Origin of the sequence: Enterococcus montenegrensis (assembly GCF_029983095.1) — a bacterium.
Lineage (GTDB): Bacteria > Bacillota > Bacilli > Lactobacillales > Enterococcaceae > Enterococcus_C > Enterococcus_C montenegrensis.
In genome coordinates, this window is record NZ_CP120467.1 from 1820302 (window position 1) to 1833254 (window position 12953).

A 12953-nucleotide genomic window follows, 5' to 3' on the forward strand; every position below is an offset into this window, starting at 1 on the left:
CTTGTTTTCCCCAGTCTCATTAACTATCAGAATTTTCTTCAATCAGCTGACTTAAGCGTTGTTCAAAAGTTTTCGTTGCATCATACCCCATCGCCTTCGCCCGAAAATTCATCGCTGCAACTTCTACAATAATCGCCACATTTCGTCCTGTTTTTACTGGGATTTTAATTTGAGGTACATCTACTTCAGCAATTTGAATAGTTGTAGATGCTGAACCAAGGCGATCATAAGTTTTTTCTTTTGACCAACCTTCTAAATAAACAGCCAATTGTACTTGCATACTTCCGCGAACCGCACTCGCACCGAATAAATTCATGACATCGATAATCCCAATGCCGCGAATTTCAATTAAATGTTGTAAAATTCTTGGTGGTTCTCCCACAAGGGTCAATTCATCTTGCTGATAAACATCAACGCGATCATCTGCAATTAGCCGATGTCCTCTTTTAATTAATTCTAATGCGGTTTCACTTTTCCCGATACCACTATCACCTTGAATTAAAACACCTAAACCATAAACATCGACTAATACACCATGGACACTAGTTCGCGGGGCTAATAGACTACTTAAGTAGGTCGACATTTCGCCTAGAAGTCGGGATGTTGAAATTGGTGAACGTAAAATCGCAATATCAAATTCTTCACAGGCATCAGTCATTTCCTTTGGTATTGGCAATCCCCTTGAAACGATAAAAGCTGGTGTTTCTTCATTACACATGCGACGTAATACCATTAAACGTTCTTCTGGCATCATTCGCTCTGCAAAAGTAATTTCCTTACTTCCAAATAATTGCAACCGATCATAAGAATAATAATTAAAATAGCCCGTTAATTCTAAACCGGGGCGTGATATATCAGCAGTTTTAATTAATCGATTTAACGCTTTTTCCGAACCTGTCACTACTTCCAAATTTAATTTTTCAACCATTTGGATGACTTTGACAACTTCTGCCATATAATTCCCTCATTTCTAAAAGTATAATCTGCCTCATTTTACCATTGTATCCCTAAAGTTACTAGGATAGGCGCACGAAAAAAACAGTGACAAGTCGATTTTTACTTCTATTATAAAGTCTAAAAAAAAGACGACTTTGTAATAGATAATCTAACTTGCCACTGCTTACTTTTTTTACTCTCGGTTAAAAAGAGGCGTATAATTTTTGTCTTCGGTAATTTCCATATAAGCCGGACGCATAATTTTACTCGAATTAATCAACTCTTCTAGCCGGTGAGCTGACCAACCTACAATTCTGGCAACTGCAAACATCGGGGTGTACAATTCTTTTGGTAGCCCCAACATGTTGTAGACAAACCCACTAAAGAAATCAATATTGGCACTCACGCCTTTATATATTTTTCGCTTTTTAGCGATAACTTCTGGTGCTAGACGCTCCACTAGTGCATACAAATCAAATTCTGCTTTTTCTTCTGGCCCTTTTTCTTCGGCTAGCTTTTCTACATATCCTTTAAAAATGGAAGCACGGGGATCATTGTCACCATACACCGCATGACCAAAGCCATAAATTAATCCCTTTTGATCAAAGGCTTCTTTTTCTATAACAGCTTCTAAATAAGCTTTTACACAAGCTTCGTTTGTTAAATCTGCAACATTTGCTTTTAAGTCTTCCATCATGTTGGTAACTTTAATATTCGCACCGCCATGTTTTGGTCCTTTTAACGAACCAAGCGCAGCTGCAATCGTGGAATACGTATCGGTCCCACTAGAAGTCACGACCCTTGTGGTGAAAGTCGAATTGTTCCCGCCACCATGTTCCATGTGTAAAACTAAAGACATATCTAAAGTCTGAGCTTCTTGCTTGGTGTACTTTTTATTTGGTCGCAGCATCGTTAAAATCGTTTCTGCTGTACTTAAATTAGCTGCAGGACGATGAATGTACATGCTTTCTCCCAGAGTATAATGATTATAGGCATGGTAGGCATAAACGGCTAACAATGGAAAGACACTGATTAACATAATACTTTGTTTTAAAACATTTTCTATCGAGGTATCATCTGGCTGTTCATCATAACACGCTAAGGTCAAAATACTGCGGGATAAGTTGTTCATCAAATCACATGATGGTGCTTTCATCACCACGTCACGGACAAAATTTGTTGGCAATGTACGTTTATCTGCAAGCAATTGTTGAAATTCTGCTAATTCTTGTTCATTTGGCAGCGTTCCAAATAATAATAAGTATGTCACTTCTTCAAAACCAAAGCGACCTTCTGAAACAAAACCTGACACGAGCTGATTAATATCAATTCCCCGATAGCGTAATTCACCAATACCAGGAACTATTTTACCAGCGACTTTTTTTTCTGGATAAATCGTAGAGACTGTTGTTAAACCAGCTAAGACACCTTTTCCATCGACATCTCGCAACCCGATTTTAATGTTATATTTAGAATAATTATACATATCGATTTTATAAATATCCTGACATTGCTTTGCTAACTTTTGGTAATCGTCATTTTTAAAATCCTTTTTTCCATAAATAACATCACATCCTATAAAATTTATTGCGATTATCTGCTAAAAAATCGTTAAAAATGATTATAACACGCTTTTATTGAAAAAAACATAAATAATTTTATATTTACTTTCTTTTCAAAAAAACGTATAATTATGCTAATTATCGTGAATGGGGTGTTTTTATGAACTGGAAAAATAAGCTAAAGGTAGCAGAGAAAACGTATCGTTATTGTGATTTGAAAAAGGTTTGTGCAACATTTAATAGCGACCTAAAAAAACTACCTTATGCAATTCGCATCCTTTTAGAAAGTGTCGCCCGTAATGTAGACGAAGATATTACACAAACAGATGTAGCTGCTTTAGCCAATTGGCAAGCAGAAAAACCAACAGGAGTAATCCCCTTCAAAGCTGCCCGCGTCATTTTACAAGATTTTACCGGCGTTCCAGCTGTCGTAGACCTGGCCGCAATGCGAGATGCACTGGTAGCTCTTGGTGGCGATGCAAATCAAATTAATCCAGCCATTCCTGTTTCTCTTGTAGTGGATCATTCCCTTCAAGTAGATTGCGCAAAATCTGCAGAAGCACTGAGTTATAACACTGCAAAAGAATTTGAACGTAACACTGAACGCTATCAATTTTTGAAATGGGCACAAAGTTCTTTTCAAAATTTCGAAGTAGTTCCGCCAGAAACTGGTATTATTCATCAAGTCAACATCGAAGCCTTGTCGAATGTTGTTTTGGTAAAAAAAGAAAATGATGCTGAAGATGCGCTTATTTTTCCTGACACACTACAAGGGACAGATTCCCACACCACTATGATCAATGGCTTAGGTGTTTTAGGTTGGGGCGTGGGGGGAATTGAAGCAGAAGCAGCAATCTTAGGAGAAGCTTCTTATTTTCCAGCCCCAGAAGTTATTGGTGTAAATCTTTCTGGCACTTTAGCAGCCGGAACAACTGCAACTGATTTAGCATTGACGGTTACAGAAAAACTACGAAAAGAAAATGTGGTCGGAAAATTTGTTGAATTTTTTGGCAGTGGTTACAAAACGCTAAGTTTATCCGATCGCGCGACCATTGCCAACATGGCGCCAGAATACGGTGCCACTTGTGGCTATTGCCCCATTGATGAAGAAACTTTAGCTTATTTAGCTCTAACCGGTCGTAACGAGAATTTAATTGCGCTAGTAAAAGACTATGCCATAGCTAACGGACTTTTTTTAAACGATGCAGATAAAATAAACTACACCAAAGTAGTTGACTTAGATTTAAGCCAAGTTGAGCCATCATTAGCCGGACCTAAACGACCGCAAGACCGCATTGTCCTATCTAAAGCAGCCACAGATTTTAAAGAAAGCGTCAGTAGTACAGTTGGACCTAAAGGCTTTGGCCTGCCAGAAATTACATTAAATAAATCAGTGCCACTTATGACCTGTGACAATCAAACAAAATCTTTGCAAACTGGGGCAGTCGTATTAGCTGCTATTACTAGTTGTACCAATACGAGTAATCCCTCCGTCATGTTAGCAGCTGGCTTGTTAGCTAAAAAAGCAGTTGAAAAGGGTTTAACAGTACCAGACTATGTCAAAACTTCTCTTGCCCCAGGTTCAAAAATTGTAACAGCCTATTTAACTAAAAGTGGTCTCTTACCTTATTTGGAAAAGTTAGGCTTTCACTTAGTAGGTTATGGCTGTACAACTTGCATCGGAAATTCAGGACCTTTACAAGAAAATGTTAGTCGCGCCATTGAGGAAAATGATCTTTTGACAGCTTCAGTCTTATCGGGAAATCGTAATTTTGAAGGACGTATTCACCCACTAATCAAAGCAAATTATCTGGCCTCTCCACCACTTGTCGTAGCCTATGCACTTGCAGGAACAATGCAAAAGGATTTGACGTGCGAACCATTAGGCTACGACGCTTGTGGAAATAATATTATGTTAAAAGATATTTGGCCAACAAGTGCAGAGATTAATCAAGCGATTGCTGATTTTATCAGTCCTAAAACTTTCAAGGCAGCCTATGGCAATCTTTTTGATGCAAACGAGCGTTGGAACGCTATTAAAACCTCTGCTAGTGATTGTTACACGTGGGAGGATGACTCAACTTATATCGCAAATCCACCATTTTTTGACAATCTCAAAAAAGAGTTATCTGATGTTAGCAGCTTAACCAATTTAGCCGTTTTGGCAAAACTGGGCGATTCGGTTACAACCGATCATATTTCTCCTGCTGGTGCCATAGCACTGGATACTCCAGCGGGTCGTTACTTACAGACGCTTGGCGTTGGTGTTGCTGATTTTAATTCTTATGGTGCGCGTCGTGGTAATCATGAAATTATGATGCGGGGAACATTTGCCAATATTCGTTTGCAAAACCAATTAATACCAGAAAAAAGTGGTGGTTACACGCGATTGCAACCCACAGGTGAAGCGATGTCTATTTATGATGCTGCCATGTATTACCAGGGCAAAAATCAAGGTACCATTGTTTTAGCAGGAAAAGATTACGGAATGGGCTCTTCTCGTGATTGGGCGGCTAAAGGACCACAACTATTAGGAGTTAAAGCTGTTTTAGCCGAAAGTTTTGAACGGATTCATCGCAGCAACTTAGTGATGATGGGAATTATTCCACTCGAATATCTTGCCAATCAAAATGCTTGTAGTCTGGGACTAGACGGTAGTGAGAATTTCAGTATTTTATTAAACAAAACACCACAAGTTGGCGCTATTGTTCCAATAGTCGCTAAAAAAAGTGATGGTAGCACAATCAATTTTTCTGCTAAATTACGTTTTGATGCACCAGCTGATATTCGTTATTGGCAAAACCAAGGAATTTTACCTATGGTGATTCGTAAAAAATTAGACGCTTAAAACATTTCATAGGAGGTATTCATGGAAAAAATTTCAGTAGTAAACAAAAAATTACAAATTCCAAATCATGTTGTTATTCCCTTTATAGAAGGCGATGGCATTGGTAAAGAGATCTGGCAGGCAACGTACCCTGTCATAGATGCCGCAGTCAATAAGGCCTATCAAGGGCGCAAAAAAATTATTTGGCAAGAAGTTTTAGCTGGTGAGAAAGCCTTTGAAAAAACCGGTGAATGGTTACCAAAAGAAACATTACACGCAATTTATGAAGCAAAAGTTGCACTAAAAGGTCCCTTAACAACACCCGTGGGAGGCGGCATCCGCTCTTTAAATGTCGCTTTACGCCAAGAACTGGATTTATTTGCTTGTGTGCGGCCAGTTCGCTACTTTACTGGCATACCAAGCCCGCTGAAAGAACCAGAAAAAACAGACATGGTGATTTTTCGTGAAAATACCGAAGATGTGTATGCTGGAATTGAATTTGAAAAAGATAGCCCTGAGGTTAAAGAATTAATTGAAATTTTAACAAACCAATTTGATGTAACAAAAATTCGTTTTCCCAAAACCAGTGCGATTGGAATTAAACCAATTTCAAAAGAAGGCAGTCAACGGTTAATTGGTGCAGCAATTGAGTATGCTATCACACAAAAATTACCAACCGTTACTTTAGTTCATAAAGGAAACATCATGAAATTTACCGAAGGCGGTTTTAAAAAATGGGGCTACGAACTGGCGGAAACAAAATATGCTGATTATTGTTTTACAATGAATCAATACCAAAGTATCTTATTAAAAGATGGCAAAAAAGCAGCCACAAACGCGTTAAATGAAGCGATGACACATAAAATTATCGTCAACGATGTTATCGCTGATAATTTTTTACAACAAATTTTACTAAATCCCGCTAATTTTTCTGTTATCGCTACCTGCAATTTAAATGGTGACTACATTTCTGACGCACTAGCAGCGCAAGTGGGCGGGATTGGAATTGCCCCAGGTGCTAACATTAACTGCAATACCGGGCATGCTATTTTTGAAGCGACCCACGGGACTGCGCCAGATATTGCGGGCTTAGGAAAAGCCAATCCTTGTTCATTATTACTTTCTGCTGTCATGCTGCTCGATTATTTAGACTGCTCTAAAGCGGGTGCTTTAATCACAGCTGCCATTGAAAAAGCTCTGGCACAAGGTTACGTAACTGCTGATTTTGCTGCGATGTTACCTGCAGCAACTTTACAAACGACAGCACAATTCGGTGCTCATTTGCACAAGCTTATTGAAGAAGCATAATACAGCAAAATTTTGATAAAACAAAAACCCCGACCAAAAAGGTCGGGATTTTTTAATCATCTTGATATTTTTGCATATTGTGTTCCGTTACGATCATATTTACCAACGACATAATTACAGCCACCATAATCGCAGCGCCAAAAGATGAAAAACCAAAGTTCATTTCACCAACAAAAGTTGACGTTAACTTTAACATTGCTGCATTTATGACAAAACTGAAAAGGCCCAGTGTCAAAAACGTCAAAGGTAGTGACAATAGCGAAAGAATCGGCTTTACAAAGCCATTTAAAATGGACAAAACGAAACTCGCGACTAAAGCCATGAGCCAACTACTAACATGAACCATCCCTGGCAGTAAAACTGCCAGGGCAATAAACGTCAATGTATTCACTACTAAACGTTGGAAGTAAGTCATTAGAAATCACTCCAATCGTCATCGTCAATTTTTTCAGCTGGTTTTCTTGGACGTTCTTTAGGCTCACTGTAATTTGGATGATAGTTGCGTTTTGATTGTCCATAACCACTTTGATTACTACGCCCAGAAGGCATGATAATCGCCAGGATAATATATAAAGGAATTGTTGAGCCAACACCAAACAAAGTGAAGAACACAAAGATTACACGTACGATGGTTGGATCAATGCCGAAGAATTCAGCAATTCCTCCCAAAGTTCCTGTCAACACAACATTATTACTTGATTTTGTCAGTCTTTTTTTCATCATTCTCACCTCTATCCTCTATATAATACACTAGCATGTTTTGATTTGTCTTTTGTTTTAATCGGCATCTTTCAAGAAGATATTGCCAGTTGTAGTCGTTAATTCTACATGGGCAACTTCATCTTCACTGATACGACGAAATTGTAGCATTTGATTCATTTTTTCTTTTTTCTCTCTGACAACATCATAAGCTGACATTCGTGAATTAATACTCCCCAAACTTGTTCTGGCATTTCCTTCCACACCCAGTGTTGGTGGTAAAGCAATTTTAACATTGCCATTTACAGAGCTGGCATTCGCTTTTTTCAAATTATTTTCTTTAAAAGTTAAGCGAACATCACCATTAACCAAGGAGACTCCTAATGTTTGCGGTGTAGTCGTCATCGTTACAGTCCCGTTGACTGTTTCAATAATACTATCTAGAATGCTACCTTTAAATACATCAATTGCGCCATTGACGCCTTCAATTTCCAGCATTGTGGCATTAACCGTTTGAAATTCAATGTTTCCGTTAGTTGATTTCGTATAAACATCTTTTGCATCCAATTCTTTAACGGTCACATCCCCATTTAATAAACGGATTGAAACATGATCGTAAATTCGTTTTGGTAAATAGAAGACTAAATCAGCCCGTACTCGTTTATTGGGCACTTGAAAAGAGATATGTTCATCATCCACATCAATTTTACTGCGAGCTTCAAACGCTTCAAAAGGTGTTGCTTCATTCATTTTGCCGTAGAGTTTAATTTTAGCATCTACTTTGACGCTGTCTTCTTCCCACATTTCAAAACGAATATTTCCGTTTGCAACTTTAACATCCAAAATGCTAGCTGCTGTTTCAGGGTATTCAAATGTGTGTTCAAATTTTGTAGTCGCCACACCAGGAACTTTTAAATTGATATCTTTCCACTCCACGTTATCATTCACAGTTTCTGAAACGGTTTGGAAAGTTTGCTTTAAAAATCGACCTAAGTGGGTTCCTGCTTCAGCCATTTTTTCTCCAGCTTGATTGATTGCATCAGTTGCTTGTTCTTTCCAATCATCTGGTAAATCAATTTTAGCCGAAATCTTATCTTTGGCTTCTTGCCATTGATCTTTTTTAATGTCTTTTAATTGTGCTTCTAACGCAACTTTTTCCGCAATCAAATCATCTAAAGAAGATTCTAAATCTTTAATATCTTCTTCTAGCAATTGACGTTCGGCTACTTCTGCCTCACTTAATATTTCCAACTCTTCTTTTGTGTTGTACTCCATTAAAGCGTGGCGAACTTCGGTTAGTTGGTCTTTGACACCCGCAATTTCTACATTTAGTTCATCTAGTTCAGCCGAAGCTTTGCCCGCTTCTGTGGCTAAATTATCTAAAATATCTTCAACTTCTTTTTCGGCAGCTGATTTTTCATCAGCAGTATCATGGTTATCTTCTACAGTATTGGCATTATCGGCATGAATTGTTTTACTAGCCTGCTTGATTTGTTTTTCGTCTCTGGCAGTTGCCATGCTTTCCAGCAAATCCAAGGCTTCTTCCGTTGAAAGCACACCTTTTTTCACTAAATCCAAAATTCGTTCTCTTTCATTCATGGAAATTGCCTCCTTAATTATTATTTGCAAGTTTTCCTTACACGTATATTATGCCTTCTTTACGCCAACTTGTCATAGGACTTAAGACGTAACTTTTTCTCCACCTCAAGCCAAAGTTTCTTACACTACTAAAAACACTTGAAAAAAGCTATCAAAAGATTGTAACTGGGATTCAAACAGGATAAAATAACGGTAAACAAAGAAAATGAGGGAATTTTAATGGCTAATAAATCATCACCAAACGCCAGTTTAAACTGGCAAAAAAACATTATCTTCTTTTTATCTGGGCAATTTTTATCAGGGATTACCAGTATGGTCGTACAATACGCCATTATCTGGTATTTAACTGAAAAAACCGGTTCCGCAACAGTATTAAGTTTTGCGACTTTACTAGGGATGCTACCAATGGTTTTATTGAGTCCTTTTGTTGGCCCTTTTGTCGATCGCTTAAATAAGAAAAAATTACTCATTGTAACCGACTTAATCGTAGCCATGTTTGCCTTACTTTTATCTTTTGTTGGCACCTTTACCAAAGAGTTTCCTTTGTGGCTGGTTTTTGTTTCTTTATTTATCCGTTCTGTCGCACAAACCTTTCAAATGCCTACAATTCAATCTATTTTGCCAACTATGGTACCAGAAACAGAGCTTACCCGAGTCAACGGGCAACTTGGGATGGTCAGTTCAGCTAATATGATTATTGCCCCTGCCTTAGGCGCTTATTTATTTGCTGTTATCCCGATGAATTTTTTAATTTTATTAGATGTTTTAGGTGCTGTTTTAGGGATTAGTCTACTGTTACAAGTTACAATTCCTAAAATTAAAACGCAAGGAGAAGCGGTCCATCTTTTAACTGACAATAAGTTGGGGTTTAAACTTTTAATTGAAAATAAAGGTTTGTGGGCCATTACTTTAATCGGTACATTTTTTACTCTGCTTTTTATGCCGGCTGTAAGTATGTATCCTCTCATGACGTTAAACTATTTTCAAGGAACAATTCAACAAGCTGGTTTAATTGAAGTCATTTATTCTGTCGGAATGTTAGCTGGTGGGATTGTAATCGGGATTTTTGGCAAATGGCAAGATCGCATGAAGCCAATCTTACTAGCTTATTTTATTATCGGAATTAGCTACATTATCTGTGGTTATCTCCCAGGAAATCAAAAGGGCTTCTTTTACTTCATTTTATTAAACGCTCTTTGTGGTCTAGCCACACCTTTTTTCAACACTTTATTAATGGCCATGATTCAACAAAGTTATAAACCGCAATATTTAGGTCGGGTTTTAGGCGTGCTAAACGCCATTATGAGTATCACTGGACCGGTGGGTTTAATTTTTGCTGGCCCTTTAGCCGATCAATTGGGCGTTGAAAAATTATTTTTAATCGCTGGAGTTGGTACGGTGCTGTGTGGTTTGATAAACTTGTTTTTACCTGTAGCCCGCAATTATGATCAGACTTTAAAGGCCGCCCTTGCTAATGAAAAACAGCCAGAAGTTGACGGTGATTAAAACGAGCACCGCTACTTAGCTTTCATACTTACAAAATAAAAACACCAACAAATCATCGCCAAGCAAAATTACCTGCAAAGCTGAATTGTGGTGTTTTTAGTATGGTTAGAAATTCAAGTTACTAAAATCAAAAAATTCTAAAACTGACGTCATGACAGCAAGAAAAGTTTAGCTTAGTATTTTTATTTAGAAGCTCTCATCATGATTGGAATTTAATTCGGTGATTTTCCCGGTCGCAAGATAAACAATCCATTCACAAATATTGGTTACATAATCCCCAATTCGTTCCAAATATTGGGCAACTGACAAATAGTCGGTACCACTGATGACAGTTTCAGGATTTTCTTTCATGCTGATGATGGTTTTTTCATAAATCGAAGCATAGTAATCGTTGATCCGCTGATCCATTTGTGCAATCATACGGGCATCTTTTTCATTGGTTTTAACGTAGGCAACTAAAACATTATCTACCATTTTCTTGACGTAGTCAGACATGTCAGAAATATCTTTTTCAATTTCCGCAATCCGTGTTTCACCTTTTACGCGAATCGTTGATTTTGCAATTGAAACAGCATGGTCAGCCATTCTTTCTAAATCAGAACTTGCTTTCATGACCGTGATGATCATACGCAAATCGGTAGTTACTGGTTGTTGTAAGGCAATCATTTCAAAACTTTTTTTCTCTAGTTTTACTTCCATGTCGTTGATGGCTTCATCATTGTCGATTACTTCATTTGCCAGCTCTTTATCGTGCTTAATAAAAGCTCGCACGGATTTATGAACAGCAGAACTCACCATCATTCCCATTTCATAAAACTGGTTATGCAAGTTTAATAATTCTTCTTCAAATTGTGTCCGTAACATGTTTTCCCTCCTAGCCAAATCTTCCTGAGATATAGTCTTCTGTTTCTTTTTTACCCGGTTGTAAAAAGATTTTCTTTGTATCGTCAAATTCGATTAAATTACCATCTAAGAAAAAGGCTGTCTTATCTGAAATTCGCGATGCCTGTGACATGTTATGAGTAACCATAATCATAGTATAGTTTTCTTTTAGTTCTAACAACGTATTTTCAATCTTCCCTGAAGAAATTGGATCTAGTGCACTAGTAGGCTCATCCAATAAAATAATTTCAGGATTTACAGCTAATACGCGGGCGATACAAACCCGTTGTTGTTGACCGCCAGACAAAGATAAAGCACTGGTATGTAGTTTATCTTTGACATCATCCCATACAGAAGCCGCTTTTAAACTTTCCTCAACTACTTGATCGAGTTTTTGTTTATCTTTTTCACCCTTTAATTTTAACCCATAAATAACGTTTTCGTAAATCGAAAAAGGAAAAGGATTAGGTTGTTGGAAAACCATGCCGATTTCTTTTCTCAATTCAACCGTATCTTGTTTTGGCGCATAAATATCTTTTCCTTTATAGATGACATTACCAGTAATCGTCACGTTTGGAATTAGATCATTCATCCGGTTTAAAGAACGCAGATATGTTGACTTGCCGCAACCGGAAGGTCCGATCATCGCAGTAATTTCACCTTTATTAATTGCAAGGGATATCCCTTTTAAAGCTTCTTTTTCACCGTAGTACAAGTGTAAATCTTTTGACTGGATTATTACATCTGACATTTTATTCCTCCATAATCCTATTAAACTTGCTGTTAACCAAAGTGCCCGGAAACATAATCTTCGGTAGCTTTAATTTTCGGCCGCGTAAAGATTTTACGGGTTTCATCGTATTCAATCGCTTTGCCCAAGTAGAAAAATGATGTGTAATCACTAATTCGGGCAGCTTGTTGCATATTGTGTGTCACGATAATAATCGTATAGTTTTCTTTTAAGTTTACTAACGTTTCTTCAACCGTACCGGTTGAAATTGGATCTAGGGCACTGGCAGGTTCATCCAACAATAAAATGTCTGGTTTCATCGCAATCGCTCTTGCAATACACAAGCGTTGTTGTTGGCCCCCAGATAACGCCAAGGCACTTTTATTCAAACTATCCTTAACTTGATCCCATAAAGCGGCTTGTTTCAAACTAGTTTCTACAATTTCATCTAATTTTTTCTTGTCTTTTTCACCATGACGCTTTAAGGCAAAGGTAATATTTTCATAAATAGATTTTGAAAAAGGGTTGGGACGTTGAAATACCATGCCAATCCTTTTACGCATTTCATACACATCAACGTTTGGTTGATTAACATCTACGCCTTTATACATAATTTTACCGGTAACTTTCGTATTGGCAATACCGTCATTCATCCGATTTAATGAGCGTAGATAGGTTGATTTACCGCAACCAGAAGGTCCGATTAAAGCAGTAATCTTATTTTTTTCAAATTCTAAATCGACACCTTTAATCGCTTCGTTTTGACCATACCAAACATGTAAGTCATCTGTATATAAAGCTTTTTCTTGGTTTTCATTTAATGTAATAATGTGGCGATCTTCTAAATTATAGGCACTCATAACATTTCTCCTTGTTTAAAATGTAAGGATTTTTTCTGTCTTAT

11 protein-coding genes are annotated in these 12953 nt (G+C 37.6%); 3 read left to right on the forward strand and 8 right to left on the reverse strand.

All coding sequences use genetic code 11. The annotated features are described in order from the left end of the window. Positions 1-19: 19 nt before the first annotated feature. Both hprK and P3T75_RS08815 read right to left on the reverse strand, forming a co-directional pair. Positions 20-955, reverse strand: coding sequence for an HPr(Ser) kinase/phosphatase (gene hprK / locus P3T75_RS08810; RefSeq protein WP_206903142.1), 936 nt, complete (start codon positions 953-955; stop codon positions 20-22). Between the two features lie 174 nt (positions 956-1129). Then, positions 1130-2422: a citrate/2-methylcitrate synthase gene (locus P3T75_RS08815; RefSeq protein WP_282461370.1), complete on the reverse strand. Its 1293-nt coding sequence runs from the start codon at positions 2420-2422 to the stop codon at positions 1130-1132. 236 nt (positions 2423-2658) lie between these two features. Here P3T75_RS08815 and acnA point away from each other — a divergent pair, with 236 nt between their 5' ends. Continuing rightward, positions 2659-5346, forward strand: a complete 2688-nt coding sequence (gene acnA, locus P3T75_RS08820) for an aconitate hydratase AcnA (protein WP_282461371.1) — start codon at positions 2659-2661, stop codon at positions 5344-5346. A gap of 21 nt (positions 5347-5367) precedes the next feature. Continuing rightward, positions 5368-6633 (forward strand): NADP-dependent isocitrate dehydrogenase, encoded by a 1266-nt coding sequence (gene icd / locus P3T75_RS08825; protein ID WP_282461372.1) that lies wholly within the window; start codon positions 5368-5370, stop codon positions 6631-6633. Between the two features lie 52 nt (positions 6634-6685). Here icd and P3T75_RS08830 read toward each other — a convergent pair whose 3' ends face one another. From P3T75_RS08830 to liaX, 3 genes are read right to left on the reverse strand one after another with little or no spacing between them, the layout of a single operon-like run. Next, positions 6686-7048: a phage holin family protein gene (locus tag P3T75_RS08830; RefSeq protein WP_206903146.1), complete on the reverse strand. Its 363-nt coding sequence runs from the start codon at positions 7046-7048 to the stop codon at positions 6686-6688. Beyond that, the gene (locus P3T75_RS08835) at positions 7048-7353 is read right to left on the reverse strand and encodes a PspC domain-containing protein (protein WP_206903147.1); all 306 of its coding nucleotides are present in this window, start codon (positions 7351-7353) and stop codon (positions 7048-7050) included. Before P3T75_RS08835 ends, P3T75_RS08830 begins: the two co-directional genes overlap by 1 nt. 57 nt (positions 7354-7410) lie before the next feature. Beyond that, positions 7411-8931 (reverse strand): daptomycin-sensing surface protein LiaX, encoded by a 1521-nt coding sequence (liaX, locus tag P3T75_RS08840; RefSeq protein WP_206903148.1) that lies wholly within the window; start codon positions 8929-8931, stop codon positions 7411-7413. A gap of 219 nt (positions 8932-9150) precedes the next feature. Here liaX and P3T75_RS08845 point away from each other — a divergent pair, with 219 nt between their 5' ends. Beyond that, positions 9151-10437, forward strand: a complete 1287-nt coding sequence (locus tag P3T75_RS08845; RefSeq protein ID WP_282461373.1) for an MFS transporter — start codon at positions 9151-9153, stop codon at positions 10435-10437. Positions 10438-10623: 186 nt separating this feature from the next. On the opposite strand, the gene phoU is transcribed toward P3T75_RS08845, so the two are convergent. Genes phoU through pstB (P3T75_RS08860) form a run of 3 tightly spaced genes read right to left on the reverse strand, consistent with a single transcriptional unit; the run spans position 10624 to position 12909 of the window. After that, complete coding sequence (gene phoU, locus P3T75_RS08850; protein WP_206903150.1) at positions 10624-11301, reverse strand: phosphate signaling complex protein PhoU; 678 nt, start codon at positions 11299-11301, stop codon at positions 10624-10626. A 10-nt stretch (positions 11302-11311) separates the two neighbouring features. Next, positions 11312-12070, reverse strand: a complete 759-nt coding sequence (gene pstB / locus P3T75_RS08855; RefSeq protein WP_206903151.1) for a phosphate ABC transporter ATP-binding protein PstB — start codon at positions 12068-12070, stop codon at positions 11312-11314. A gap of 32 nt (positions 12071-12102) precedes the next feature. Beyond that, positions 12103-12909: a phosphate ABC transporter ATP-binding protein PstB gene (gene pstB, locus P3T75_RS08860; protein WP_206903152.1), complete on the reverse strand. Its 807-nt coding sequence runs from the start codon at positions 12907-12909 to the stop codon at positions 12103-12105. Between the last annotated feature and the right edge of the window lie 44 nt (positions 12910-12953).

Excerpts from the sequence above, each read along its gene's own strand:
- P3T75_RS08830 (WP_206903146.1), bottom strand. The coding sequence starts at position 7,048 with ATGACTTACTTCCAACGTTTAGTAGTGAATACATTGACGTTTATTGCC.
- pstB (WP_206903152.1), bottom strand. The coding sequence starts at position 12,909 with ATGAGTGCCTATAATTTAGAAGATCGCCACATTATTACATTAAATGAA.
- pstB (WP_206903151.1), bottom strand. The coding sequence starts at position 12,070 with ATGTCAGATGTAATAATCCAGTCAAAAGATTTACACTTGTACTACGGT.
- liaX (WP_206903148.1), bottom strand. The coding sequence starts at position 8,931 with ATGAATGAAAGAGAACGAATTTTGGATTTAGTGAAAAAAGGTGTGCTT.
- P3T75_RS08815 (WP_282461370.1), bottom strand. The coding sequence starts at position 2,422 with ATGTATAATTATTCTAAATATAACATTAAAATCGGGTTGCGAGATGTC.
- icd (WP_282461372.1), top strand. The coding sequence starts at position 5,368 with ATGGAAAAAATTTCAGTAGTAAACAAAAAATTACAAATTCCAAATCAT.
- P3T75_RS08835 (WP_206903147.1), bottom strand. The coding sequence starts at position 7,353 with ATGAAAAAAAGACTGACAAAATCAAGTAATAATGTTGTGTTGACAGGA.
- P3T75_RS08845 (WP_282461373.1), top strand. The coding sequence starts at position 9,151 with ATGGCTAATAAATCATCACCAAACGCCAGTTTAAACTGGCAAAAAAAC.
- phoU (WP_206903150.1), bottom strand. The coding sequence starts at position 11,301 with ATGTTACGGACACAATTTGAAGAAGAATTATTAAACTTGCATAACCAG.
- acnA (WP_282461371.1), top strand. The coding sequence starts at position 2,659 with ATGAACTGGAAAAATAAGCTAAAGGTAGCAGAGAAAACGTATCGTTAT.
- hprK (WP_206903142.1), bottom strand. The coding sequence starts at position 955 with ATGGCAGAAGTTGTCAAAGTCATCCAAATGGTTGAAAAATTAAATTTG.